Genomic DNA, 25,472 nt, shown 5'->3' on the forward strand with positions numbered 1-25,472 from the left:
CGCCCGCCCCGCCCCCGGCCCCATGTCGATGCAGTGGTCCGCGATCGCCATGATCTCCGGATCGTGCTCCACGACGACGACCGTGTTGCCCTTGTCGCGCAGTTCGAGCAGCAGCTCGCCGAGCCGGTGCACGTCGCGCGGGTGCAGGCCGACCGTCGGCTCGTCGAACACGTACAGCAGGTCGGACAGGCTGCTGCCGAGGTGCCGGACCATCTTGACCCGCTGCGACTCGCCGCCGGACAGCGTCGACGTCGCGCGGTCGAGGCTGAGGTAGCCCAGGCCGAGGATGCCGAGCCGTTCGACCTGCTCCGCGGCGTCCCGCACGAGCGGCGCGACGCCGGGATCGTCGATGGACCGGATCGCGTCGACCAGGTCGTCGGCCTGCATCGCGTTGAGGTCGGCGATGGACCGTCCGTTGATCAGCGACGAGCGCGCCGCCTCGGCCAGCCGGGTGCCGCCGCAGTCGGGGCAGGTTCCGCGCGTGACGATGCGCTCGAACGCCTCGCGCGTCTTGCCCTTGAACGACTCGGGCTCCTTGTGCAGGTAGAGCCGGTTGAACCGGGCGATGACGCCTTCGTAGCTGGTGACGTCAGGGTTCGGCGCCTTCAGCTCGCCCTGTCCGGCGTACATCAGGATGCGCCACTGCTCGTCGGTGTACTCGCGCAGCGGCAGCGACGGGTCGAAGAACCCGCTTCTGGCGTAGGACCGCCAGAACCACTGCCCGACCCCGAACGCCGGGAACGTCAGCGCGCCGTCGTCCAGCGAGCGGTCGCGATCGACCAGCTGCGTCTCGTCGACCACGCTGACCACGCCCAGGCCCTGGCAGCGCGGGCACATGCCCTGCGGGTCGTTGAACGAGAACGCGTTGGAGTAGCCGGCGAACGGCCGCCCGGCGCGGGAGTAGATCAGCCGCAACCGGGCGCCGATGTCCGTGGCGGTGCCGACGGTGGACCGCGCGCCGCCGCCGAGGCGCTTCTGGTCGACGACGGTGACGGCGCACAGGTGCGCCATGCGGTCGGCGTCGGGCTGGCCGTAGTTGGGCAGCCGGCTCTGCGCGAACGCGCTGAACGTGGCGTTGAGCTGGCGTTGCGACTCCGCGGCCAGGGTGTCGAAGACCAGCGACGACTTGCCCGACCCGGAAACGCCGGTGACCACCGTCAGCTGGTGTTTCGGGATGTCGACGTCGATGTTCTTCAGGGTGTGCTCTCGGGCACCACGCACCTCGATGAAGCCATGATCGGCCAACGTCATCGGTTCAGCCTCCGGTAGGCAGCGGCGGACAGCGGTGCGAACACCACGACCATCAGGATCGGCCAGATCACTGACAACGCCTGTCCGTGATCGGCAGGCCAACCTCCGCCGGTCACGCCGGGGTTGCCGAACAGCTCGCGCACCGCGTCCGCCGTCGCCGACAGCGGGTTCCACTCGGCGACGGTGCCCAGCCAGGACGGCATGGTCGCCGGGTCGAGGAACACCGTGGACAGGAAGCCGACCGGCCAGACCATGATCTGCACGGCGGCGACGGCCTCCGGCCCGGGCGCCTTCAGCCCGGCCCAGACGCCGACCCACAGCAGCCCGAACCGGAGCAGGAGCAGCAGCCCGTACGCCGCCAGCACGTCGCCGGCCCCGCCGGACCACCGCCAGCCCAGCGCGAACCCGGCGGCCGTCATAGCAGCCAGGCCGGCCGCCGACGCGGTGAGGTCGGCCAGGCACCGTCCGGCCAGGACCGCGCCGCTGTGCAGCGGCAGCGACCGGAAGCGGTCGGTCACGCCGCGCGCGGCGTCCGTGGTGATCGCGATCATCGTGGTCTCGAGCCCGAAGAGCATGGTCAGCGCCAGCACGCCGGGCACGACGAACGGGACGTAGTCGGCCGCGCCGCCGGCGATCGCGCCGCCGAACAGGCCGCCCATCATCAGCACGACGAGCACCGGGAACAGCAGCGTGACCAGGAACGGCACCGGCTGCGCCCGCCAGTGCCCCAAGGTCCGGCCGGCGAGCACCAGCGAGTCATGGACGAGCGAATTCATCGAGCCTCCCCTTCGACGGTGTTGACGTGCACGAAGACGTCGTCGAGCGTGGGCCGCCGGACGGCGACGTGCTCCGGCTCCAGGCCGGCGGCGGCCAGTGCGGCGCAGAACCCGGTGACGGCGCCGGCGTCGGCCACCGGTACGGCGACGGTCGTCCCGGTCACGTCGACGGGCCCGACGGCATACGGCTCGGCCGCCCGCCCGGCGGCCGCCGCGTCGTCCGCCGTCGCGAACCGGACCTCCACGCGGGTCTCGCCGACCAGCGAGGTCAGCTCCGCCGGGCTGCCCTCCAGCACGACCCGGCCGTCGCGGAGCATGGCGACGTGGTCGGCCAACTCGTCGGCCTCCTCCAGGTACTGCGTGGTCAGCAGCACCGTGACGCCGTCGTCGACGAGCCGCCGTACGGTGGCCCACACCTCGCGGCGGGCGTCAGGGTCGAGGCCGGTCGTGGGCTCGTCGACGAACAGCACCGACGGCGGCACGACCAGGCTCGCGGCGAGGTCGAGCCGGCGCCGCATGCCACCGGAGTAGGTTCCGACGGCCCGCTCGGCCGCGTCAGACAGACCGAACCGCGTGATCAGTTCGTCCGCCCGCGCCCTCGCCGCGGCTTTGGCCAGCCCGCGCAGCCGGCCGAACAGCATCAGGTTCGCCCGGCCGCCGAGGATCTCGTCGACGGCGGCGTTCTGCCCGACCAGCCCGATGGCCCGCCGCACGCCGTCGCCGTCGGCCCGCACGTCGTGCCCGGCCACCGTCGCCGTGCCGTCGTCCATGGCCAGCAGCGTCGTCAGGATCCGCACCGCCGTCGTCTTGCCCGCGCCGTTGCGGCCCAGCAGCGCGCACACCGACCCGGCGGCGACCCGCAGGTCGAACCCGTCCAGCGCCGGCCGCTCCGCCCCGCGGTAGTGCTTGCGCACCGCCCGCGCCTCGATGGCTGCGTCCACTCGCCCTCCTCTGTTCAGTGAACCGTACAGTGTACGGTACAACGTACGGAACAACGTGCGGAGAGTGAGAGGATGTTCCCGTGCCCTCGAACGCGCCCCGCCCGTCCGACCCCACCCGGCTGGTCTCGCTGCTCTGGGAGCCGTCCGACCGGCCCGGCCGCAGCGGGCTGACCAAGCAGGCCGTGGTCGAGAACGCCATCGCGATCGCCGACGCCGAGGGCCTCGGGGCGCTCACCATGCGGCGCGTGGCCGACCGCCTCGGCGTCGGCGCGATGACCCTCTACACGCACGTGCCGGGCAAGCCTGAGCTGGTCGAGCTGATGCTCGACGCGGTCGCCGGCGAGGCGTACGCCGACGGCGCGCTGCCGGGCGCGCAGGGCGGCTGGCGTGCCGGGATGCGCCACGTCGCGGAGCGGAACTGGCGCCACCACCTGCGGCACCCGTGGACGGTCGAGGTGGTACCCGGGAGGCCGGTGCTCGGGCCGGGCGTGTCCACCAAGTACGACCTCGAGCTGGCGCCGCTCGACGGCACCGGCCTGTCCGACCTCGAGATGGACCAGGTGCTGTCCGGCGTGCTCGCCCTGGTCGAGTCGACGGCGCGGCAGCAGATCGGGCTGGACCGCCTGCGGGCCGGCACCGGCGACCTCGACTGGTGGGCGACGGTGAGCCCCGTCCTCGCGCGGGCGATGCGCGGGCGCCGGTTCCCGCTGGCCGAACGCGTCGGCACGGCGACCGGTGAGGCGGTCGAGGCCGGCGACCCGCTCGCCATCATGCGGCTGTCGCTGGAGCTGCTGTTGGACGGCGTCAGCCGGCGGCTGGACTGACGGCCGGACCGTTCAGGAGATCACCACCCGGCTGCCCGGCCGCTGACCCGGGCACCGTCGACGAGGAGACAGATTATGGACCGAACCCAGGAGATCATCCTCGACCTCCTCCAGCAGGCGGCCGCGGCGCACGGCGAGTACGAGGCCGACGTCCTCGGCGGGAAGCACGACGAGGAGTGGCCGCAGTGGTACGCCGCTTACATGGCCCGCGCGCTCGCCGCGGCCGGCTACCGGATCGTCGAGGCCTGATCGTGGCCGCCTGACCGTCAGTGTCCCGGCGGGAACGCAGTGCCCTGGTCGTACACGGCGAGCCAACGGCCGTGCTCGAACACGTACGTCACGACGGTGAGCGCGCGCGACTTGAACCCGATGCGCGGCAGCTCATAGGTGGCGTCGTACTCGATGACCGCGGTCTTGCAGCCGTAGACGTGACGGTCGATCTCGGTCCACGTCCAGATCGCCTCGCGGTTCTCGAAGTGGCTCTTCTGCGCGGCCATGATCGCGTCGATGCCGGCGAACCGGTGGCCGCTGGCGTAGACGCTGACGGCGTCCTCGTGATGGACGTCGCGCCACGCCTCGGCGTCGAAGTCGCGGAACGACTCCATGTCGATCCGCTGGGCCTCGTCGAACCGCGCCTCGCAGCCGCGGTGGCCGGCGGCGTCGTTCTGAGCCGAGGCCGCGGCGATGCCGGGCAGTGCGAGTGCTCCGGCGGCCAGCACCCCCACGATCGCCCGGAACGTGTTCTTGCGCATGGCGAACCCTCCTGACCTGTGTCTTCTCTGAGCCGTTGGCCACGCTAGCCACGGTCAGTAGCCGCTCTCTGGGCCACAGGACGGGGTTCTGCACTGGGCCGATCACGGCCCGATGACGCCGGCGGCCCTAGTCTCGGGCCCATGGATCTGCACGTGCGGCTGGACGGGCGGGGCGACCTGTCCGGGCAGATCTACCGGCAGGTTCGGACGGCCATACTGGCCGGGCTGCTGCCCGCCGGCCAGCCGCTGCCGCCGACCCGTGAGCTCGCCGGCGACCTCGGCATCGCCCGCAACACCGTGAGCATGGCCTACGACCGGCTGGTGGCCGAGGGCTTCCTCGTCGCGCGCTCCGGCGTCGGCACGTTCGTGGCCGACGGGCTCGCCCAGGATCGGCCGGGCGGCGACGACGGCGACCAGGTGGCGCTGGCGCCCAGACCGATCTGGGACACGATGAGTGCGGCGACCGACCTGTCCGCCGCCGACGCCGAGTTCGACTTCCGGCCCGGCATCCCCGACGCGTCGCTGTTCCCCTACGCGGCGTGGCGCCGGGTGACGACTTGCCAGCTCCGCACGACGGCCGTCGGGTCCGGCGCGCACATCGCGGCCGCCGGCCACCCGCCGCTGCGTGCGGCGATCGCCCGGCACGTCGCCGTCGCCCGGGGCGTCCCGGCCGGCGTCGACGACGTCGTCGTCACCAGCGGCAGCCAGCAGGCCGTCGACCTCCTCGCGCGGGTGCTGCTGTCCCCCGGCGACGTGGTGGCCGTGGAGGACCCCGGGTACCCGCTCCCCCGCAAGCTGCTGACGTCGTCGGGCTTCGACGTCGTCCCGGTGCCCGTGGACGGCGAGGGCCTCGTGGTCGACGCGCTGCCCGACGCCGCGCGGCTGGTCTACGTCACCCCGTCGCACCAGTTCCCGCTCGGCACGTCGATGTCGCTGGGCCGCCGGCTGGCGCTGCTCGAGTGGGCCCGGCGGGCCGGCGCGCTGATCGTCGAGGATGACTACGACAGCGAGTTCCGCTTCGCCGGGCGCCCGTTCGAGCCGCTCGCCGGCCTCGGCGCCGCCGGCCACGTCGCCTACGTCGGCTCGTTCTCCAAGACGCTGCTGCCGACCCTGCGGCTCGGCTTCGTCGTCGCGCCGCGGTCGCTGCGCGACGCCATGCACAAGGCCAAGCAACTGCTCGACTGGCACACCGCGGTGCCTCCCCAGGCGGCGCTGGCCGAGCTGATCAACGAGGGCCTGTTCGCCCGGCACCTCAAGGCGATGCGCCGGGTGTACGCGCGACGCCACCACCTGGTGACCTCGCTGCTGCGCCGCGACTTCGCCGGCGTCCTCGAACCGGTTCCCTCGCTGGTCGGCCTGCACGTGACCGCCCTGCTCACCGACCCCGCCGCCGACGACGTCCAGCTGGCCGCTCGCGCCCGCTCGGCCGGTGTCGAGGTGCTGCCGCTGTCGCCGCTGGCGGTGGCGCATCCGGTCCGCGGGCTGGCGCTCGGCTACGGCGCCATCGCCGAGGACCGCATCCCCGGCGGCCTCATCCGCCTCCGAGCGGGCCTGTAGCGTTCACCGGACGTTGGGCCGGCGTTCGCGCCGGCTGGGCACGTTGACCCGCATGACGACCCGCCATCGACCCAGTCGCGTCCGCCCGATCGCCGTCGCCGGCGTCGCCGCAACCCTCGCGGCCGCCACGCTGACGCCGTCCGCCGCCGCCGACACCCCCGCACGCCCGTGCCAGGACGCACCCGAACGGCCGGTGACCACCGGCGCCGTCTTCAACAACCCAGCCGCCGGCGACGGGACTCCGATCATCGAGCAGATCTGCAGCCTGGTGAAGCAGGCGCCGGCCGGGTCGCTGATCCGGATCGCGCACTTCGTCATCTCCGGGACGTCCGGCGCGGACTTCGTCGCGGTCCTCACCGAGGCGCACCGGCGCGGGGTAGACGTCCAGGTCGTGCTGGACGGCTGGCAGGTGACCAACCCGGCGGTGACCGCGCTGCGCGCAGAGCTGGGCACCGACCAGGCGCGGCGCTCGTGGCTGCACGTGTGCACCGGGCTGTCGCCGGAGGGCAACACGGCCGCCTGCATCGGCACGAAGGGCCAGCACAACAAGTTCTACCTGTTCTCCGAGACCGGCGGCCGCGAGCACGTCGTCCTGCAGTCGTCGGCCAACTTCACCGACCTGAACTCGACGACGTATTGGAACAACGCCATGACGATCGCCGGCAACGCTGAGCTGTACGAGGCGTACGGCGCCTACTTCGGCGACCTCGCCGCGGAGCGGCGCACCGACGACTACGACCGCACCGTCACCACCACCATGCGCACGGGCACCGTCGCCGCCTCGTTCTTCCCGCGGGCCGACGGTGACCCGATCACCGAGCTGCTCGACGGCGTCAGCTGCGGCCCGCAGACGGTGCTGCGCGTCGGCATGTCCGAGTGGGACGCCTACCGCATCGCCATCGCCGAGCGGCTGGCCGAGCTGGCCGGGCAGGGCTGCGAGGTCGCGATCGTGCACGGGCTGATGGACGACGAGGTCCGCGCGGTGCTGGCCGCCGCGCCGGCCATCGCGCTGCGCGAGCTCGACGACGCGAACGTACTGCCCGGCCGGATCCACTCGAAGTACGTGCTCATCGAAGGTGGCAACGCCACCGACCGGAGCGAGCGGTGGGTCGTCACCGGCAGCCCGAACTTCAACCACACGTCGCTGCGCCGCAACGACGAGACCATGCTCCGCACGGACATCGCGTCGGTCTACGCCCGCTACCGGGCCAACTTCGAGACGATGTTCGCCGCCGCGACGCCGGGCTAGACGGCGGTCAGCTCCAGGGTGAGCACCTGGGCCGGGTTGAGCGTCGGCGCCTGCAGGCCGACCGTCGCCAGCGCCCGGCCGGGGAGCTCGACGCCGCCGGACTCGAGCCAGGCCGCCGGTCGCGCCCACCGCGGCAGCACGCTGCTCAACGCGGCGATGGGCGTGACGCGGTACGTCACCGAGGGATCAAGGCCGGGCAGCCGCAGCCGCGGCGGGATGTCCGCGGTCATCGTCGTCAGCGCCACGTAACTGAACACGGCCTGCCCGTCGCCGACCACGCCGTGCAGCACGTGGGCGTCGTCGGTGTCGGCGCGCACGACCCGGCCGGTGTGCAGCAGCGGCCGGAGCCGCTTGTACGTCGCCGCCCACTCGGTGAGCAGCGCCAGCTCCTGCTCGGAGCACTCGGTGATGTCCCACTCGATGCCGGCGTGGCCGAACAGCGCGGTCGCGCAGCGCAGCTGCAGCTCGGTGACCCGACCGGACACGTGCGTGTGCGACGGCCCGACGTGCGCCCCGATCAGCTCCAGCGGCAGCAGCAACGACGTCCACCGCTGGATCGCCTGCCGGTCCAGCGGGTCGTTGCTGTCCGACGCCCACACCCGGTCGGTGCGCTGCAGGATCCCGAGGTCGACCCGGGCACCGCCGGACGAGCACGACTCGATCTCCAGCCCCGGATGCCGCGCCCGCAGCTCGTCCAGCAGCCGGTACACCGCCGCGGTCTGCTCGTGCACCCCGGCGTGACCGTCGTGGACGGCCTCGAGCAGGTCGCGGTTGTGGTCCCACTTGAGGTAGTCGATGCCGTACTCGCTGACCAGGGCGTCGAGCCGCTCCAGCAGGTACGTGTACGCCTCCGGGTTGGCGACGTCGACGGTGTGCTGGTGGCGCCACTCGCGGGGCACCCTGCCCGGATCGTGGAGCAGCCAGTCCGGGTGCTCCTCGGCCAGCCGCGACCGGGGGTTGGCCATCTCCGGTTCCACCCAGAGCCCGAACTGCATGCCCAGCGACTTGACGTGCTCGACCAGCGGGTGCAGCCCCTTCGGCCAGACGTCGGGGTCGACGTACCAGTCGCCGAGGCCGGCGAGGTCGTCGCGGCGGCCCAGGAACCAGCCGTCGTCGACGACGAACCGCTCGACACCGACGGCGGCGGCCACATCGGCCATGCGGGCCATCTTCTCCATGTCGTGGTCGAAGTAGACCGCCTCCCAGGTGTTCAGCACCAGCGGCCGCGGCGTCGACGGGTGCGACGCGCGGGCCCGCAACGACGTGTGCAGCCGCGCCGACAGCCCGTCCAGCCCCTCGTCCGAATAGACGAAGTACACGTCCGGGGTCGCGTACGACTCCCCCGGTGCCAGTACAACCTCGCCCGGCGCGAGCAGCTCACCGGCACCCAGGGTCGACCAGCCCTCGGCCATCCGCTCGGCGTCGTGCACCGTCCAGCCGCTCCAGCCGGCGTGCACGCCCCACACCTCGCCGGAGCCGAACCCGAAACCTGGAGTGCCGGCGACCAGCAGCCCGGTGTGCGAGTGCCCGGTGCGCCCGCGCCGCGTCTCCAGCGACCGGATACCGGGCAGGAACGCCTCCCGCTGAGGGATCTTCTCCAGCCCCCACCGGCCACTGAAGTGCAGCAGCTCGGCGGTGTGGTCCGGCACCGGCAGGACGGCGCGCAGCCCGTCCACCGACCACGCGGAGTCGCCGTCGTTCGTGAGCGTGTGCCGCATCCGCAGCACGCCGGCGTCGTCAAGGACCAGCGAGCTGACGACGGACACGCCGGCCGCCTCGTCGCGCGACGCGATCTCTACACCGCCACCGTCCGCCGCCGCCGACACCGAGACCGGCACCAGCCGCAGGTGCGAATAGGCACGGTCGCGGTCACCGGCGACCGCGGACCGGCCGACCCAGCCGTCGACCTGTGCCGGCAGCAGCGACGGCGCCGCCGGCTCGGGCGGCGCGCCGCCGCGCCGGCCCGGGACCGCCGCGGCCCGCAGCGCCGCGGCGTCCACCCCGGAGCCCAGGTCCGCACCCCAGTGCAGTACCCGCGGCAGCCACGGCGAGGCTAGGTCCAGCACCAAGGCGACCCCGGCCCGGGCCAGCGTCACCATGCGGTCGTCCATCGCGATCCCCTCAGGCGGCGACTACGTCCGGATCAGACTGTCAGACCGCCGGGAGCGGTCAGGAGGCGGCCGCCTTGAGCTCCTCGACCAGCCAGTCGACCGCAGCGATCGCGTCGGCGTTCAGCCGGCCCCACGGTGCCCGGGCCGCGCCCGCGTCCGGCCCGAACCGGTTGATCAGCTCCTTGACGACCGGGATGGAGCCCCACTGGTCGGCGACGGCGGCGATCTGGCGGAACGGCCGGTGCAGCGCCAGCGCCGCCTCGACCTCGCCGGCCAGGATCTTCGCCCTGACCTCGCGCGCGACCGGGGCGAGCACGTTGTACAAACTGCCGATGGCGCCCGTCGCGCCGCAGGCCACGCCGGCCGGCAGCAGCTCGTCCTTGCCGAAGTAGACCCGGACGCCGTCGGCGGCCTCGCGCGTGCGGATGAACTCGAGCAGGTCGCCGTCGGTGAACTTGACGGCGCGCAGGCTCGGCACCCGGGCGGCGGCCTGCTCGACCACCGCCGACGGCGCCGCGCGCAGCCCCGTCATCGACGGGATGTGGTAGTAGCACAGCGGCACGTCCGGCGCCGCCTCGGCGATCGCGGCCAGGTAGTCGACGATGGCGGTGACCGACGGCGGCTCGCCGTAGAACGGCGCCACCGCGGCGATGAGGTCGACGCCGGCGTCGGCGGCGTGGCGGGCCAGCCGCCGTGCGTCCACCAAGCTGAGGTCGCCCACGTGCGCCCCGAGCAGCAGCCGGTCGCCGCGGTGCTCGGCCCAGGCGCTGATCAGCTCGGCCCGTTCGTCGACCGTCAGCGCCATCGACTCACCGGTGGTGCCGCCGACGAACGCTCCGTCGATGCCCAGCGCGACCAGCCGCTCGGCCTGTGCGGGGACCACCTCGGCGGCCAGGCTCTCGTCGGCCCGGAACGGGGTCGGCGTGGCCGCCCACAGCTCGAACGCCTCCGCGGTGTCTGTGCTCATGCACGTGCTCCTCTAACTCTTGGTGGCACCGGCGGTGAGACCGCCGACGATGTAGCGCTGCAGGAAGACGAAGACGACGATGATCGGCAGCGCGACGACGACGGAGACGGCCATCAGGTCGTTCCAGCGGGTCCCGAACGAGTTCGTCAGGCCGGCCAGCACCACGGTGATCGGCTGCATGCCCTCGTCCGAAGCCAGCGCCAGCCCGAACACGAACTCGCCCCACGCGCCGAGGAAGCTGATGACCGCGACGGTGATCAGCCCCGGCACCGAGACCGGCAGCGCGACCCGCAAGAACGCCGACCACGTCGTGCAGCCGTCGATCTTGGCCGCCTCGATGACCTCGCCGGGCACGGACAGGAAGTAGGGCCGGAGGATCGTGATGGCCAGCGGGATCGCCAGCGAGCAGTTCGCCAGGATCAGCCCCACGTAGGAGTTCACCAGGTCGGCCCGGCTGAAGATCACGAACATCGGCAGTGCGAGGTTCACGGCCGGGATCATCTGCACGACCAGGAACAGCAGCATCAGCAGCGCGACGAACCGGACCCGCAGCCGGGCCAGCGCGTACGCCGCGGGCACCGCGACCGCCAGCGTCACGACCGTTGTCCCGACGGCGATGACGGTGCTGTTCAGCAGCCCGCGGCCGATGCCCGCGTGGTTCACGACCGTCTCGGTGTACGAGGTCAGGGTGATCGGCGACGGGAACAGGTCCGGCGGCGTGGCGAAGATGTCCGACGAGTCCTTCAACGACGTCGCCAGCATCCAGTACACCGGCAGCAGGTAGGCGATGGTGATGAGCACGCCGCCGGCGCTCAGCCAGCCGCGTCGCCGCTGGGCCGCCGTCGCCGTCATGCCGTCTCCTCGCGGCGCAGCGAGCGGAAGTAGAAGACCGACAGGCCGAGCGGCACGATCAGCATCAGCGTGGTCGCGACGGCGCCGGTGTCGAACCGGAAGAACTCGAACGCCTCGTTGTAGGCGTAGATCGGCAGAATCATCGTGGCCTCACCCGGACCGCCGCGGGTCATCAGGAACACCGTGTCGAAGGTCTTGAAGGTGGAGATGAAGCACAGCAGCAGCGCGGTCAGGTTGACCGGCTTCAGCAGCGGCATCGTCACGCTGGTGAACCGCCGCCAGGCGCCGGCGCCGTCGATGGTGGCCGCCTCGTACAGCGTGTCCGGGATGCCCTGCAAGCCGGCGAGCAGCAGGATCATGATGAACGGCGTGAACGACCACGCCGTCGCGATGACCACGGCGAACAGCGCCGGGACCGGCCGGGCCAGCCAGAACACGTCGCCGTCGACCACGCCGACGGCCTCGAGCAGCGTGTTGATCAGCCCGTAGCTGCCGTCGAGCATCCACCGCCAGACGTTCGCGCTGACCACCGTCGGCAGGATCCAGGCGAGCAGCAGCAGTGACCGCATGACGTTGCGGCCCGGGAACCGCTGGTTGAAATAGACCGCCAGTGCCATGCCCAGGGCGAACGCGGCGGCGACCGCGAGCCCGGTGTAGAGCAGCGAGATCACCAGCGCGTGCCAGAAGTCGTCCCGGCTCAGCTGGTCGGTGTAGTTCTCCCAGCCGACCCACTCGGCCCCGCCGGTGACGATCTGCGCGACGCCGACGTCACGGAAGCTGAGGTCGATGTTGAAGATCAGCGGGTACAGCACGGTCGCCGCGACGAAGACGACCGCGGGGACGACGAACAGGTGGTCGCCCCAGCGCCGGGCCCGCCGCGGGGCCCGGGCCGGAGTGGTGCTCGCCGTTCCCGGCGGGGCGACGGTGGTGGTCACTCGACGTTCGCCAGCGCCTCGTCGATCTGCCCCTGTGCGTCGGCCAGCGCGTCCGCGACGCTCGCCCCGCCGCCCGCGGCGGCCTGCAACGCGCCCTGGATTCGGGTCAGCACCTCCGACGACGCCGCGGCAAGGTCGCCCTCGGGCGCCCAGGCCTGCTGCAGCTGCTCGGCGAAGATCGCCCGGACCGGGTCGTCACCGGTGTCGACGTCGTCGCGCGCGGCCAGCTTGTTCCGCTCGGGCAGGTACTCGGCGAGCACCTCCGGCCGCTGCATCCACGCGATGACGTCCCACGCGGCGTCCGCCTTCTCCGTCGTCGTGCTGATGGCGAGGTTCTCCTGGCTGAGGAATGTGGCCGCCTGGACGTCCGTGGGCAGCAGCGCGACGTTCCACTGCAGCTCCGGGTTCTCCTCGGCCAGGATGCTCAGGTAGGTCGCCGAGTTGATCATCATGGCGGCCTGGCCGTTGGCGAACTGGTTCTTGACGTCCTCCTCGTTCCAGGTGAGGACACCGTTGGAGACCGCGCCGCCGGCGATCATGTCGGTGAACTGGCCCAGCGCGACGGCACCGGCCTCGCTGTCGATGTCGGCCGGGTCGCCGCCGGCCGCGAGCAGCCGGATGACCAGCGCCGTCGCGCCCTCGTCGCCCTCGATGCCACTGAACGCGAGGCCATAGCGCTGGCCGTCGGACAACTGGGTGGCGTACTCCTGCATGTCGGCCCACGTGGTGGGCGGCTGCAGGCCAGCCTCGGTCAGCATGGTCTCGTTGTAGTAGACGGCGTACGCGTCGGCCACGTGCGGGACCGCGTACGTGGCGCCGTCGACCTGCGTGGTCTCCCAGCCGGTCTCGAAGTAATGGTCGGCCTCGCCCCACTCCTCGACGCGGTCGCTGAGGTCCTGGATGACCCCGGCGTCGGCCAGCGCCTGCGTGGTGAAGCCGTTGATGAGCGCGATGTCCGGCAGGTCGCCGCCGGCCGCGGACTGCAGCAGCGTCCGGGTGAAGTCGCCGAACGGGATGTGCCGCGGCTCGATGGTGACGCCTTCGTGCTCATCCTCGTACCGGTCGAGCAGGTTCTGCAACGCCGCACCGGTCGGGGTGTCCGGTGTCCCGTAGTAGTGCCACAGCGACAGCGTCGTCGTGCCACCGTCGCCGTCACCGCTGGTCTCGTCGTCGGAACCGCCGCTGCCGCACGCGGTGAGCAGCGCCGCCGCGGCGAGCACCCCCGCTGCCCGTGCCGTCCATGCGGCTCCCGATCGCCCGCCTCTCGTGCCCATGACACCTCCCTGTGTCCGCGATTCGCGCCTCGCGCAGACACTAGTCAGATATCCCATATCCCGTCAATGGGTGGATCTGCCCAGGCAGCTCCCGAGAGGTGGAGGGCTCAGCCGACCGGGCCGCCGGCCACATGGATCACCTGACCGGTGAATGTTCAGGAGGGGTCATGCCCAGCAGCACACACCATCGGTCCCGGCGCCCCGCCAGTGGGTTCCCACCACCCGCGGGTCGCCGTCAGCGCGGCACCGTCGCTGCTGTAGCCGGAGCGGCCGGGAACCGGAGCACCACCTGCAGCGCCTCGGCCGGACGCTGGTCGAGCAGCTCGAACGCGCCCGCCACGTCGGCCACGGGGACGACGTGCGACAGCAGCGGCGCGACGTCCACCTGGCCGGACGCCACGAGCGACATGAACACCGTCAGCAGCCGGTCGTGGTTCCACCGGTCGCCGAGCGCCCGCGGCGTGCCGCTGATCTGGCTGGCCACGATCTCGACTCGGTTGTGGTGGAACTCCTCGCCGAGCCGCAGCCCGGTCCCGTCGCCCTGGTAGAACCCAGCCGCCACGACGCGCCCCGCCGGCCGCACGGACCGGATCGCCTCGTGCAGGGCCCGGTAGCTGCCGCTCAGCTCGATCGCGGTGTCGGCGCCGGCGCCATCGGTCACCGACCGCACCGCGACCGCGGCGCCGCCGGGCGCGTCCGCGGGCACCGCCCGGACGGCACCGAACCGCGACGCCAACGCGACGCGGTCCGCCAGCCCGTCCACTGCCGTCACGGAGGCACCGTTCAACCCGGCCAGCCGCGTGGCCAGCAGCCCGATGACGCCCTGGCCGAAGATCGCCACGTGCTCGCCCAAGTGCACGTCGGCGGCGACGACCGCGTTCAGCGCGATCGCGCCGACGCGGGCGAACACGCCGTGCACCGGGTCGACGCCGGACGGGAGCAGCCGCCGGGCCGCGATGACGGCCGGCACGACGGTCTCGGCGCGGTGACCCCAGATGCCGTAGACGACGTCGCCGACGCGCGGCGTCGAGACGTCCGGCGCGACCTCGGTGACCTGCCCGACCTCCTGGTAGCCCCAGCCGGAGACCGGGTACGAGAACGCGGGCGCACCCTCGGTGAACAGCCGGGCGCCGGCGTCCCAGGTCTTCGTCAGGTACGGGTTCGAGCCGCGGTACGCGGTCAGCTCGGTGCCGGCGGAGATGCCGGAGTACCAGGTGGCGATGCGGACCTGCCCCGCGCCCAGCAGCGACGACGGTTCATCGGCCACGCCGACCTGACGGGGTCCGGTGAACTGCACGACGAGCGGCATCGGTGACACCTCTATTTCGTCTACAAGCCAACGGATTATGTCTTGTCATCAGACATTATTAGGTGTCTCATGACCGTGACCCAGAGCTCGGCGACCCGCGGGTCGAGGCCCGCCTCGGCGCCGCCCGACGCCGTCAGACCAGCGGCGGGAGCTCGGCGTGGACGGCCGCGCGGGCGGACCGGGCGTCGGGGGCGGCCAGAGCCAGCTCGGCCAGCCGGACGCACTCGGCCCGGGTGACGGAGAGCAGCGTCGCCGCGACCTCCGGGATGGCGCGCGCCGTCATCGACAGACTGGTCACGCCCAGCCCGGCGAGTACCACGGCGAGCGCGGGGTCGGCCGCGGCCTCGCCGCAGACGCCGACCGGCCGGTCCGATTGGAGGCCCGCCTCGGCCGTCAGGTGCACCAGCCGAAGCACGGCCGGCTGCCAGCCGTCGCTGAGCACGGCCAGCTCGCCGAGCAGGCGGTCGGCGGCCATCGCGTACTGGGTGAGGTCGTTGGTGCCGATGCTGGCGAACGCGACCTGCGCCATCAGTGCGTCGGCGGTGAGCGCGAGCGCCGGCACCTCCACCATCACGCCGGCCGTGGCCAGGCCGAACGCACCGGCCCGGGCGACGAAGTCGGCGGCCTCGGCGGGGGTCGAGACCATCGGCGCCATGACCCACACGTCGGCGCCCGACGTGTCGCAGGCGCGGGCGATCGCCTCCAGCTGGTGGTCGAGTACCTCCGGGTGCCGCAGCGCGGTCCGGTAGCCGCGCACACCCAGCGCCGGGTTCGCCTCGGACGTGTCGGTGAGGAACGGCAGCGGCTTGTCCGCGCCGGCGTCGAGCGTGCGGACGACCACCTTCTTGCCGGCGAACGGCTCCAGCACGGCCGTGTACTGCGCGGTCTGCTCGTCGACCGACGGCTCCTCGGCGCGGTCCAGGAAGCAGAACTCGGTGCGGAACAGCCCGACGCCCTCGGCACCCACGTCGGCGGCGGCCGCGGCGCCTTTCGGGTCGCCGACGTTGGCCAGCAGCTGGACGCGGTGCCCGTCGGCCGTGCGGCCGGTGCCGTCGAACGTCCACCCACGGGCGGCGGCCGCCTGGACCTGCGCGATGACGTCGGCCACCGGGTCCGGCTCGACGGTCCCGGTGCCGCCGTCGACCAGGACGACGGTGCCCTCCGCCAGGTCGAGGATCCCTGGTGCCGCGACCACCGCGGGCAGGCCGAGCGCCCGGGCCAGGATCGCGGTGTGTGACGTCGGCCCGCCGCCCTCCGTCACCAGGGCCAGGCAGGTCGCCGGGTCTAGCGTCGCGGTGTCGGCCGGGGCGAGGTCGTGCGCCACCAGGACGAACGGTTCGAGCCGCTCCGGCACACCCGGCGCCGGCCGGCCGTCCAGCACGGCCACGATGCGGTCGCGGACGTCGGCGACGTCGCGGGCCCGCTCGGCCATGTAGCCGCCCAGCGACTCCAGCATCGCCTGGACCTCGCCCGCCGCCTCCCACACCGCGCGGGCCGCCGCCGTCCCGTCGGCCAGCTTCGTCTGCGCGGCGGTGACCAGCGCCGGGTCGGCCGCCATCAGCGCAGTCGCCTCGAGCACTGCGGCGCCGTCGCCATGCGCCGACGACGCGCGCCGCTCGAGGTCGGCACGGACCTGCTCCGCGGCGGCGGCGATGCGGGCGCCCTCGGCCGCGACGTCGGCGCCTTCGCCCAGCGTCGCCCCGGCCGGAGGCTCGGCCACCGGGTCCGGCATCCGGACCACCGGCCCGACCGCTCGCCCGGAACTGACACCCACTCCGCTGATCACTGCCACGGCGCTCCTCCTCAGGTCTTCTCACACGATCATCGGCACTTCCCGGCCCTGGTGGGACCGGAAAGTGCCGATGATCACAGCGGCTCGGTTACTTCGGCTGCCCGTCCGACGGCGGTCCCGCCGGCGGCTCGGGCGCCGGTGGCGGCGTGGTCCCCGGCGGCGGCGTGGTCCCTGGCGGCGGCGTGGTCCCCGGCGGCGGCGTGGCCATCGGGCGGTCGGCGGAAGTCGGCGCCGGCGCGCCGGCCGGGACCTTCTCCTCCTGAACGATCTCCGCGGCCTCCTCGCCGAGCGACGCCTCGACCGCCTCGGCCTCCTCCTCGCGGCCCGGCGTCCGCAGGTTCCACTTGGTGATCACCCAACGGAACAGGAAGTAGTAGACCACCGCGTAGCCCAGGCCGATCACGATCAGCCAGAGCGGCTTCTCGGCGATGCGGAAGTTGATCGCGTAGTCGATGAAGCCGGCCGAGAATCCGAAGCCGTCGCGGATGTCCAGCGCGTTGGTCAGCGCCAGCGCCGTGCCCGTGAGCACCGCGTGGATGAGGTACAGCGGGAACGCGACGAACAGGAACGAGAACTCCAGCGGCTCGGTCACGCCCGTGAAGAACGAGGTCAGCGCGGCGGAGAGCATGATGCCGCCGACGATCTTCTTCTGGGCCGGCTTGGCGGTCTGCCAGATCGCCAGCGCGGCTGCCGGCAGCGCGAACATCATGATCGGGAAGAACCCGGTCATGAACGCGCCGGCGGTCGGGTCGCCGTTGAGGAAACGCAGGATGTCGCCCTGGACCGGCGCACCGCCCGGCGGCGTGTACTCGCCCAGCTGGAACCACGGGAACGAGTTGAGGATGTGGTGCAGGCCGAGCGGGATCAGCAGCCGGTTGAAGAAGCCGTAGAGGCCGCCGCCCAGAACGTCGTTCTCGGTGACCCACTCGCCGAGGTTGGTCAGGCCGGCGTCGAACGGCTTGTACAGGAAGCTCATGCCCACGGCGATGAACACCGCCACGAACGCGGTGATGATCGGCACGAACCGGCGTCCGCCGAAGAACGCCAGGTACGGCGGGAGCTTGATCCGGTAGTACCGCTGCCACAGCAGCGCCGCGACGATGCCCATGATGATGCCGCCGAGCACGCCGAAGTTGATCAGCTGCTGCTCCTCGCCCTCACCGGGCTCGCCGAGGATGTAGGGCGACATCGCGTCGGAGACGCTCTCGTAGACCAGGTAACCGACCACCGCGGCCAGTGCCGTGGACCCGTCCGATTTGCGGGCGAAGCCGATGGCGACGCCGAGGGCGAAGATCAGCGGCAGGTTGTTGAAGATGCCCGCGCCGGCGGCGCCGACCACCTCGGACACCGGCTGCAGCCAGTGCAGTCCGTCGTACTGCGCCAGGCCGGCCGGCAACCCCTCGGGGACGGTGCCCGGCTCGCCGCCGAGCATGTCGTTCGAGCCGAGCCGCAGCAGCAGGGCCGCGGCCGGCAGGACGGCGATCGGCAGCATGAGGCTGCGGCCGATGCGCTGCAGGACCGCGAGGCCGGGGAAGCCACGCTTCCCGGTCGCGGTGGCGGTCGCCGTGCTCATCCCAGCTTTTCCTTTCCCTCGCGGGACGTACTGCCCGCTTGGGACCTCGCGGTCAGCCTTGGGTCGGTCTCTCTCGTCGTGAGGATGTGACGATTCACGTGCTTCTCCTCTACAGGTGATGTCCCGGGCCGGAGCCCGAGTGCGGGGTGCGTTCCAGCGTCATGTGCACCTGGTACCGGTCGGCGCGGTACCACGAGGTGACATGCTCCATCGGCCGCCCGGCGGCGTAGGAGGTCTTGCGGAAGACCAGCAGTGGCGCGGCCGGCGGGACCCGCAGCAGCCGGGCCCGCAGCGGGTCGGCGCCCTCGGCCCACACCGTCTGGGCGGCGGAGTCGAGGACGCGGCCGTAGTCGTGCGCCAGGATCGAGTAGACGGAACTGGTGAGGTCGCGCTCGAGCAGCCCGGGCAGCGGCGCGGCCGGCAGCCAGGACACCTCGTGCGCCATCGGGGCGCCGTCAGCCGAGCGCAGCCGCTCGATCCGATAGGCGCGATCGGTGACGTCCAGGCCGAGCGCGGCGCGGGCCGGCGGCGGTGCCGCGGTCTCGTCGGCACCCAGCACCACGGTCGACGGTTTGTGCCCTCGGCGGCGCATGTCCTCGGTGAACGAGGACAGGTGCATCTGCGACTCGATGCTGGCCGCCGCGACGAACGTGCCCTTGCCGCGGACGCGGTAGAGCCGGCCCTCGGCGACCAGCCGGCCGACGGCCTCGCGTACGGTGGCCCGGCTGACCTTGAAGCGGGCCACCAGCTCTCGCTCCGAGGGGACTGGCGCGTCGGGCACCAGCTCGCCCTCGATCATGGCGAGCAGGATCTCTCTCAGCTGCCGGTGTTTGGGCACCGGTCCGTCGACCACGTTCACGGAGACCCTCTTTCCGGACATCTCGGACACTGGTAGGAACTGGTCTAGATGACTTGACCAGTGGCCCATACAATGTGGCTGCGCACCACGCTTGTCAAGGGGTGCGTGCCCCGAATCGACCGCCGGCCGGATTTCCGACGGCCCCGACCCGATGCGAGTCCCGTGCTGTCCTTGCGCCGATCGACGCTCAAGTACCTGCAGGTGCGCGACTACCTGCGGAGTCTCGTCGTCAGTGAGCTGCGTCCAGGTGACCCGGTCCCCTCGGAGCGCATGCTGTGCGAGCGGTTCGGCGTCTCCCGCATGACGGTGCGCCAGGCCGTCGACGCGCTCGTCGTCGAGGGGGTCCTCGAACGGGTGCAGGGCCGCGGCACGTTCGTCGCGCCGCCCAAGGTCGACCTGCAGGTCCGGCTGGCGTCGTTCACCGAGGAGATGACCCGCCGCGGCATGACGGCCGGCGTCAAGGTGCTCACGTCGGGCCTGGTGCGGGCCGAGCCGGACATCGCCGAGGCGCTCAAGGTGGCGCCCGGCGAGCAGCTCATCCACCTGCACCGGCTGCGCTATGCCGACGACGAACCGATGGCCGTCGAGCACACGTGGCTGCCCGCCGGCCGCCTGCCCGGGTTCCTCGATGGCAGCGTTCCCGCCAGCGTGTACGTCGAGCTGGACGCCCGCGGGCTGATCCCGGACTGGGGCGAGGACACCATCGACGCCGGTGAGGCCGACCACGAGGAGGCCAAGCTGCTGCAGATCAAGCCGGGCAAGCCGGTGCTGCGGATATCCCGCCGCGCGTTCACCGGCGACTCCGCCATCGAGTACAGCCGCTCGGCGTTCCGCTCGGACCGCTACACGCTGTGGGTGCCGGTCTCCCGCCCGAACCCGCCGGTCGTGCCGCGCCGCCGGACCGCGGCGCCCGGAGCCACCACCTGACCCTGTACCGTCACCGACCCATCCGACAGGAGAACCGCCCCGTGACCGACACGATCATGGCCCGTGAGATCGCCGAGCAGCCGGAGGCGCTCGCCCGCACGCTCGAGGCGCTGCTGCCGCTGCGGCCGGAGCTCAGGGCGCTCACCGAGGACCGCCGCGTCGTGTTGTTCGTCGCCCGCGGGTCGTCGGACAACGCCGCGATCTACGGCCGGTACCTGCTCGAGGTGCACGGCGGCGTGCCGGGCGGGCTGGCCGCGCCGAGCGTCGCGACGCATTACCACGCGGACCTCGACCTCTCTGAGGCCGTCGTCGTGTCGGTGTCACAGTCGGGTGAGACCGAGGAGATCGTCGAGACGCAGGCATGGGCGGCCGCGCACGGGGCGCGCACCGTCGCCGTCACCAACGACGGCGGCAGCGCGCTCGCCGGGGCCGCCGACCTGGCGCTGGTCACGCGCGCCGGCACCGAGCTCGCGGTGCCCGCGACGAAGTCGTACACCACCCAGCTGGCCGCGATGGCGGTGCTGGCCGACGCGTTCGCCGCCAAGCCGGGCACGCTCGACGCCGAGCTCGACCGCGTCCCGGCCGAGGTGCAGCGGCTGATCGAGCGGCGCGAAGGCGTCGACGAGGCCGCCGAGCGGCTCGCGTCGACGCCGGAGACGCTGGTCAGCGGCCGTGGGGTGACGTTCGGCACGGCGCTGGAGGCGGCGCTGAAGCTGGAGGAGACCTGCCTGCGCCCGGTGCGCGGGCTCTCGTACGCCGACCTGCGGCACGGGCCGATCGCCGTCGTCGACGCCGAGCACGTCGCGCTGCTGGTGTCCGCCGCCGACGGCCCCATGGTGGCCGGCCTGACGGAGCTGGCGCGCGACCTGCGTCGCCGGGGCGCGGCGGCGACGATCGGCATCGGCGGCGACACCGGGTTCGCCGGCGCCGTCGACGTCTGCGTCCCCGGGCCGGCACTGCGCGAACTGGTGGCCCCGCTGGCGCTCGTCGTGCCCGCACAGTTGACGGTCGAGGCTCTGGCGCGCAGGCTCGGGCTCGACCCGGACGCGCCCCGCGGGCTCTCGAAGGTCACCCAGACCGACCCGGCCGGCAACTGAGCCGGCCGCACTCACAGTTCCAACGGAGGGGACACATGGACAAGGCCGAGCAGATCCTGGCGGCGCTGGGTGGCGCCGACAACATCGTCGAGATCGAGCCGTGCGCCACGCGGCTGCGCACCGAGGTGCACGACTCGTCCAAGGTCGACGAGAAGGCACTGAAGGCCGCCGGCGCGTTCGGCGTCATCTCGTCCGGCCAGGTCGTGCAGGTCGTCGTCGGACCCGAGGCGGACACCATCGCCACCGACATCGAGGATCTGATGTGACCCAGCTCGACGTGCTGTCCCCCGTGCCCGGGCGAGTGATCGAGCTGGCGGAGGTGCCGGACCCCGTCTTCGCCCAGGCACTGGTCGGCCCCGGGCTGGCGGTCGACCCCGTCCGGACCGGTCCGGTGACGGCCGTCGCGCCGGTGGCGGGCCGGCTGGTCAAGCTGCACCCGCACGCGTTCGTCCTCCAGACCGACGACGGCGCCGGCGTGCTCACGCACCTCGGCATCGACACCGTTCAGCTGGCGGGCGAGGGCTTCGAGCTGCACGTCGCCGAAGGCGACGTGGTGGCCGCCGGTGACGCCGTCGTCACCTGGGACCCCGCAGCCGTCGCCACCAGCGGCCGGTCGCCGGTGGTGCCGGTGATCGCGCTCGAGGCCACGCCGAGTGACCTCGACGGGCTGCGCCCCGCCGGCCCGGCCGAGGCGGGCGACGTACTGTTCACGTGGGCCCGGTGAGCGCCGGGCTCGACGCCGCGCTCACCAGCCGGCGGGCCGCGATGCTCGACCTCGACGGCACCCTGGTCGACAGCGAGCCGGCCAACCAGGCCGCTTACCGCTCCTACTTCATGGCTCGCGGCTGGGACCTCGATCCCGAGGTCCTCCGCGAGTTCGCCGGGCGCCGCGGCGCCGAGGTGTTCGCGCAGCTTCCGGGGCCGTGGACCGGCGAGGACACCACCACTCTGGTCGAGGGCGTCCTGACCCACCTCGACCACGACACCCACCCGTTGCGGCCGCTGCCCGGGGCGGCCGAGCTGATCCGGCGGCTGCACGCGGCGGGCATCCCGGTCGCGCTGGTGACCTCGGCCGGACGGGCCTGGGCCGAGCACGCGGTGGGTGACGTGCTGGGCGTCCGCGACCACTTCGCCGCGCTGATCACCGCGGAGGTGACCGCCACCGGCAAGCCCGACCCGGCGCCCTACCTGGCCGGCGCCGAGACCCTCGGCGTCGCGCCGGCCGACGCCGTCGCGCTGGAAGACACCGTCCCGGGCCTGCGGTCGGCGCTCGACGCCGGGGTCGGTCTGGTCGTCGGTGTCGCCACCGGAGCATCGCCGCAGTCCCTTCTCGCCGGGGGCGCGCACCGGGTGGTCGCCGGGCCGGCGGAGCTGTTGCGGTCCTGATCGAACCCGTTTGGCCGGCGGCCGGGCGGGTACGTGGCGACGGCAGACTCCGGAGGAGGTCGGGAGCCATGTTGATCGTGCTCGCACTGCTGTTGTTCGCGGTCGCCGGTGCCGCGGTCTACGTGATCGCGGCGGACGGGACCGGCCAGGTGATGTTGGACGAGTTCGGCCTGGACACCGAGATCCCGGCGTGGGGCGTGTTCATCGCCGGCGCCGTCACGATGCTCGTGGTGCTCGCCGCGGTGGCCGCGTTCGCCGCCGGGCTGCGCGCCGCCCGAGCCCGGCGGACGGAGATCCGCTACCTGCGCCAGAAGGTGGCCGGCCAAGAGCTGTCCGAGGACGGCGCCGTCGACGACCGCTCGGCGACCACCGGCGGGCCGGTCGCCGGCACCACCGACGACGGTGCCGGCGAGGCTCGCCACAGCCGGCTCGGACGCTGGCGCCGCCACCACACCGACGACACCCGTAGCGACAAACCGCCGGCCGAGGCCACGCACGGTTGAGGCCGGGTGCGGCGACCGGGGACGCCGCACGAATGCTGATCACGGAGAAGCCGGGGTTCCGGGCCGCCAGAACCCCGGCTTCTCCATGGGCGGGGCGGTGCCTTCACTCCGGTGAGTGCGGCCGGGGCGCGGGCTGCAGGCCGCCGGGCAGCTCGTAGCCGTCCTCCCAGGGGAACCGCCCGCCGGCGTCGTCCCAGAAGAGCTGGAGGGCGGGCACCGGGTCGGCGCCGCCGCGGCCGTAGAAGCGCTGCGCCGAGCCCAGCACCGGCGGATCGTCGCCGTCGTGGAACGGGAACAGCTGCAGCCGGTGCGACCAGCCTGCCAGCTGCATCGGCCGGCCCGGGCCGAACCGCTCACCGTCGCGGATCTTGTCGCCGAGCTGGTTCAGCACCCAGGCGCTGGCCTGCAGGTCGAGCCCATAGACCAGCAGCTCGGGATGTCCGAAGCCGTACAGCCCGACGGTGTAGGCGAACGGCGGGGCGCCGGCGGCGTACTGGACCGCCCAGCCGTGCCGGCGGACGGTATCGCGCAGCCACGCGTCCTCCTGGTCCTGCCACTGTTGCAGCTGAAGCGACGTGCAGGCGCCCAACGCCATGGTCGACCTCCGGAGATACCTCAAGGGGAACAGGAGTTCGAACGCTAGCAGCGGCCACCGACAACGTCGGGCCGGAACCCTGAACTCACATGTCGCGGCAGCGCTTTGCCACGGCGACCTCGGCGCGCAACTGGTCGGCGGTGTGCCGCGCGCCGAAGCCGGGCGTGTCGCGCTGGATGCGCCAGCCCTCCGCGAGCGGGCCGATGTCGACCGGGTCGAAGCCGAACCGGTCGATGAGTTTCGCCACCTCCGCCTTGGCGCCCTCGTCGTCACCGGCGAGGACGGCCCCGCGCCGGCCGGGATCACCCGCGGGCCGGCCGTCGGTGGTGAGCTCGCCCGCGAGGATGTGGTTGAACGCCTTGACGACGTGCGACTGCGGCAGGTGCGCCTGCAGCCACTCCGACGTCGTCGTGGACTCGTCGTCGAGCTCGGGGATGTGGCCGTCGCGCTGCCAGTAGTAGTTGCTGGTGTCGATGACCGTCTTACCGGCCAGCGGCTCCACCGGCACGGCGCCGCTGACGCGCAACGGGATCGCCACCACGACGATGTCGCCGTCGCGGGCCGCCTCCTCGGTCGTGCCGGCGCGGGCGGCAGTCCCGGAAACTTCTGCGATCGGCGCGGCTGCGATGTCGAGAACCCGGCACCGGCTCCGTCCCCGGGGCATGAGTGGCCGCGACGGGCCACCGACGAACGAGGAGGCCGACGATGCAGCAGAACGAGATCATGGAGATCCTGAACCGCCCGCTGAGCCACGAGCTGCTGGCCCGTGACATCACCCGGCTGGCCTACGTCGCCGCCGACGGCACGCCGCGCACCGTCCCGATCGGGTTCACCTGGAACGGCGCGGAGATCGTGATGTGCACGACGACGAACGCCCCGAAGCTCGCGGCCCTGCGCCGCAACCCGGCGGTCGCCCTGACGATCGACACCGAGGTGCACCCGCCGAAGATCCTGCTGCTCCGCGGCCGGGCCGAGCTGGACGTCGTCGAGGGCATCCCGGAGGAGTATCTCCAGATGAACGGCAGCTACGAGATGACGCCTGAGCAGCGGGTCGAGTGGGAGGCCGAGGTCCGCTCGCTCTACGAGCGGATGGTGCGGATCGTCGTGACGCCGACGTGGGCCAAGCTGATCGACTTCGAGACCACCCTCCCGAGCGCCGTCGAGGAGCTGATCCGGCAGCGCGCCGAGCGTCAGGGCGCCTGACCGCTCCGCCGGGAGATCACTCCTCGCCGGCCAGCGTGAGCACCCGCAGCCGCTGGCCCGCGTACCAAGTGGCACCGACGATCACGACCGCCAGCAGCACCCCGGCCACCGCGAGCCGCACGTCCGAGGACACGAGGTCGCGGGTGGTGATCGCCTCGGTGAGCGACAGCGACCACTGCTGCACGCTCAGCGTCCGGGCGCCGGGGACGAACGAGCCGAGCAGCCCCTCCCAGATCAGCGCGTACGCCAGCCCGAACACGACCGCGTGCCGGGTGACGACGGCCAGCAGCAGGAAGATCGCGCTGTAGGCCAGCGACGCCACCAGCGCCGCGACGCCGAAGCCGAGCGCGATACGGTCCGCCGTCCCGGACATCACCAGGCCGGCCACGAACGTCGGCACCGCGGCGAACAGCACCGTCCCGGCGGCGGCGACGACCAGCTTGCTCAGGATGATCCGGGGCCGGGAGATCGGCTTGGACAGCAGGTAGACGATGGAGCCGTCGTCGATCTCGGGGCCGATGACGCCGGTGCCGACGATCAGCCCGAACAGCGGCACCAGCGCGGCCACCGCCACGGCGCCGAGGAAGTCGGCGGTGACCTGGTGGTCGACCCCGACGGTGACCCGCAGCAGCACCGCCATGGCCAGCAGCAGCACCGACATCAGCAACAGCAGCCAGGCGCGCCGGCCCCCGAGCAGCGCCCGGTAGGTCAGCCGGACAACGGTCCCGTTCATGCCTGA

The 25,472-nt window shown here is 72.6% G+C and carries 27 protein-coding genes; 11 read left to right on the plus strand and 16 right to left on the minus strand.

Translation table 11 applies throughout. From position 1 onward, the window contains the following. The 3 genes from E1262_RS19365 to E1262_RS19375 form a co-directional block, all read right to left on the minus strand. Positions 1 to 1,251: excinuclease ABC subunit UvrA (locus E1262_RS19365; protein WP_476702884.1), on the minus strand; the 1,251-nt coding region annotated here is incomplete at its 3' end. Further along, positions 1,248 to 2,027: an ABC transporter permease gene (locus E1262_RS19370; RefSeq protein ID WP_132104781.1), complete on the minus strand. Its 780-nt coding sequence runs from the start codon at positions 2,025 to 2,027 to the stop codon at positions 1,248 to 1,250. The genes E1262_RS19365 and E1262_RS19370, both read right to left, overlap by 4 nt. After that, entirely contained in the window at positions 2,024 to 2,968 is a 945-nt protein-coding gene (locus E1262_RS19375; RefSeq protein ID WP_132104782.1) for an ATP-binding cassette domain-containing protein, read from the minus strand. Before E1262_RS19375 ends, E1262_RS19370 begins: the two co-directional genes overlap by 4 nt. 80 nt (positions 2,969 to 3,048) lie before the next feature. On the opposite strand from E1262_RS19375, the gene E1262_RS19380 reads away from it, so the two are divergent. Both E1262_RS19380 and E1262_RS30430 read left to right on the plus strand, forming a co-directional pair. Further along, complete coding sequence (locus E1262_RS19380) at positions 3,049 to 3,792, plus strand: TetR/AcrR family transcriptional regulator (RefSeq protein WP_132104783.1); 744 nt, start codon at positions 3,049 to 3,051, stop codon at positions 3,790 to 3,792. A 75-nt stretch (positions 3,793 to 3,867) separates the two neighbouring features. Next, on the plus strand, positions 3,868 to 4,041 hold the full coding sequence (locus tag E1262_RS30430) for a hypothetical protein (RefSeq protein ID WP_162605998.1): 174 nt from the start codon (positions 3,868 to 3,870) through the stop codon (positions 4,039 to 4,041). Between the two features lie 17 nt (positions 4,042 to 4,058). On the opposite strand, the gene E1262_RS19385 is transcribed toward E1262_RS30430, so the two are convergent. Then, positions 4,059 to 4,544, minus strand: a complete 486-nt coding sequence (locus tag E1262_RS19385; protein ID WP_132104784.1) for a DUF4440 domain-containing protein — start codon at positions 4,542 to 4,544, stop codon at positions 4,059 to 4,061. Positions 4,545 to 4,685: 141 nt separating this feature from the next. Between E1262_RS19385 and pdxR the strand changes: the two genes are divergently transcribed. After that, complete coding sequence (pdxR, locus tag E1262_RS19390) at positions 4,686 to 6,101, plus strand: MocR-like pyridoxine biosynthesis transcription factor PdxR (protein WP_132104785.1); 1,416 nt, start codon at positions 4,686 to 4,688, stop codon at positions 6,099 to 6,101. A 52-nt stretch (positions 6,102 to 6,153) separates the two neighbouring features. Further along, entirely contained in the window at positions 6,154 to 7,350 is a 1,197-nt protein-coding gene (locus E1262_RS19395) for a phospholipase D-like domain-containing protein (RefSeq protein ID WP_132104786.1), read from the plus strand. On the opposite strand, the gene E1262_RS19400 is transcribed toward E1262_RS19395, so the two are convergent. The 9 genes from E1262_RS19400 to E1262_RS19440 all read right to left on the minus strand — a co-directional run bounded on the left by E1262_RS19400 (position 7,347) and on the right by E1262_RS19440 (position 19,043). Then, positions 7,347 to 9,461 (minus strand): alpha-galactosidase, encoded by a 2,115-nt coding sequence (locus tag E1262_RS19400; RefSeq protein ID WP_132104787.1) that lies wholly within the window; start codon positions 9,459 to 9,461, stop codon positions 7,347 to 7,349. The genes E1262_RS19395 and E1262_RS19400 overlap by 4 nt on opposite strands. A 58-nt stretch (positions 9,462 to 9,519) precedes the next feature. After that, positions 9,520 to 10,428, minus strand: coding sequence for a dihydrodipicolinate synthase family protein (locus E1262_RS19405; protein WP_132104788.1), 909 nt, complete (start codon positions 10,426 to 10,428; stop codon positions 9,520 to 9,522). 12 nt (positions 10,429 to 10,440) lie between these two features. Next, positions 10,441 to 11,280, minus strand: a complete 840-nt coding sequence (locus tag E1262_RS19410; protein WP_132104789.1) for a carbohydrate ABC transporter permease — start codon at positions 11,278 to 11,280, stop codon at positions 10,441 to 10,443. Then, positions 11,277 to 12,215 (minus strand): carbohydrate ABC transporter permease, encoded by a 939-nt coding sequence (locus E1262_RS19415; RefSeq protein ID WP_132104790.1) that lies wholly within the window; start codon positions 12,213 to 12,215, stop codon positions 11,277 to 11,279. The genes E1262_RS19410 and E1262_RS19415 overlap by 4 nt, the downstream gene beginning before the upstream one ends. Next, entirely contained in the window at positions 12,212 to 13,489 is a 1,278-nt protein-coding gene (locus tag E1262_RS19420) for an ABC transporter substrate-binding protein (RefSeq protein WP_162605999.1), read from the minus strand. Before E1262_RS19420 ends, E1262_RS19415 begins: the two co-directional genes overlap by 4 nt. Before the next feature lie 235 nt (positions 13,490 to 13,724). Continuing rightward, positions 13,725 to 14,798 (minus strand): zinc-dependent alcohol dehydrogenase, encoded by a 1,074-nt coding sequence (locus E1262_RS19425; RefSeq protein WP_132104792.1) that lies wholly within the window; start codon positions 14,796 to 14,798, stop codon positions 13,725 to 13,727. A 133-nt stretch (positions 14,799 to 14,931) separates the two neighbouring features. Further along, positions 14,932 to 16,590, minus strand: coding sequence for a phosphoenolpyruvate--protein phosphotransferase (gene ptsP / locus E1262_RS19430; RefSeq protein ID WP_132104793.1), 1,659 nt, complete (start codon positions 16,588 to 16,590; stop codon positions 14,932 to 14,934). 88 nt (positions 16,591 to 16,678) lie between these two features. After that, complete coding sequence (locus tag E1262_RS19435) at positions 16,679 to 18,163, minus strand: PTS transporter subunit EIIC (RefSeq protein WP_132104794.1); 1,485 nt, start codon at positions 18,161 to 18,163, stop codon at positions 16,679 to 16,681. Positions 18,164 to 18,272: 109 nt separating this feature from the next. Next, positions 18,273 to 19,043 (minus strand): GntR family transcriptional regulator, encoded by a 771-nt coding sequence (locus E1262_RS19440; protein ID WP_132104795.1) that lies wholly within the window; start codon positions 19,041 to 19,043, stop codon positions 18,273 to 18,275. A 141-nt stretch (positions 19,044 to 19,184) separates the two neighbouring features. Between E1262_RS19440 and E1262_RS19445 the strand changes: the two genes are divergently transcribed. The 6 genes from E1262_RS19445 to E1262_RS19470 all read left to right on the plus strand — a co-directional run bounded on the left by E1262_RS19445 (position 19,185) and on the right by E1262_RS19470 (position 22,935). Then, a complete protein-coding gene (locus tag E1262_RS19445; RefSeq protein ID WP_420810545.1) occupies positions 19,185 to 19,949 on the plus strand; it encodes a GntR family transcriptional regulator in 765 nt (254 codons plus the stop codon). Positions 19,950 to 20,005: 56 nt separating this feature from the next. Beyond that, positions 20,006 to 21,046, plus strand: coding sequence for an SIS domain-containing protein (locus E1262_RS19450; RefSeq protein ID WP_132104843.1), 1,041 nt, complete (start codon positions 20,006 to 20,008; stop codon positions 21,044 to 21,046). A 35-nt stretch (positions 21,047 to 21,081) separates the two neighbouring features. After that, positions 21,082 to 21,312: a PTS sugar transporter subunit IIB gene (locus tag E1262_RS19455; RefSeq protein ID WP_119663009.1), complete on the plus strand. Its 231-nt coding sequence runs from the start codon at positions 21,082 to 21,084 to the stop codon at positions 21,310 to 21,312. Further along, complete coding sequence (locus E1262_RS19460; protein WP_238992986.1) at positions 21,309 to 21,770, plus strand: PTS sugar transporter subunit IIA; 462 nt, start codon at positions 21,309 to 21,311, stop codon at positions 21,768 to 21,770. The genes E1262_RS19455 and E1262_RS19460 overlap by 4 nt, the downstream gene beginning before the upstream one ends. Then, a complete protein-coding gene (locus tag E1262_RS19465) occupies positions 21,767 to 22,432 on the plus strand; it encodes an HAD family hydrolase (protein ID WP_132104796.1) in 666 nt (221 codons plus the stop codon). Before E1262_RS19460 ends, E1262_RS19465 begins: the two co-directional genes overlap by 4 nt. Before the next feature lie 68 nt (positions 22,433 to 22,500). Further along, positions 22,501 to 22,935 carry a hypothetical protein gene (locus tag E1262_RS19470; RefSeq protein ID WP_132104797.1) on the plus strand — a complete coding sequence of 145 codons (435 nt, stop codon included), beginning with the start codon at positions 22,501 to 22,503 and terminating at the stop codon, positions 22,933 to 22,935. Between the two features lie 103 nt (positions 22,936 to 23,038). Here the strand turns inward: E1262_RS19470 and E1262_RS19475 are convergent, their stop codons facing one another. After that, positions 23,039 to 23,530: a DUF4262 domain-containing protein gene (locus E1262_RS19475; protein WP_132104798.1), complete on the minus strand. Its 492-nt coding sequence runs from the start codon at positions 23,528 to 23,530 to the stop codon at positions 23,039 to 23,041. A gap of 85 nt (positions 23,531 to 23,615) precedes the next feature. Further along, a complete protein-coding gene (locus tag E1262_RS19480) occupies positions 23,616 to 24,194 on the minus strand; it encodes an NADPH-dependent F420 reductase (protein WP_132104799.1) in 579 nt (192 codons plus the stop codon). A 41-nt stretch (positions 24,195 to 24,235) separates the two neighbouring features. On the opposite strand from E1262_RS19480, the gene E1262_RS19485 reads away from it, so the two are divergent. Continuing rightward, positions 24,236 to 24,733 (plus strand): pyridoxamine 5'-phosphate oxidase family protein, encoded by a 498-nt coding sequence (locus E1262_RS19485; protein ID WP_132104800.1) that lies wholly within the window; start codon positions 24,236 to 24,238, stop codon positions 24,731 to 24,733. Between the two features lie 16 nt (positions 24,734 to 24,749). On the opposite strand, the gene E1262_RS19490 is transcribed toward E1262_RS19485, so the two are convergent. Next, positions 24,750 to 25,466 (minus strand): ABC transporter permease subunit, encoded by a 717-nt coding sequence (locus tag E1262_RS19490; RefSeq protein WP_132104801.1) that lies wholly within the window; start codon positions 25,464 to 25,466, stop codon positions 24,750 to 24,752. Positions 25,467 to 25,472 lie beyond the last annotated feature (6 nt).

Source organism: Jiangella aurantiaca (genome assembly GCF_004349105.1).
GTDB classification, from domain to species: domain Bacteria; phylum Actinomycetota; class Actinomycetes; order Jiangellales; family Jiangellaceae; genus Jiangella; species Jiangella aurantiaca.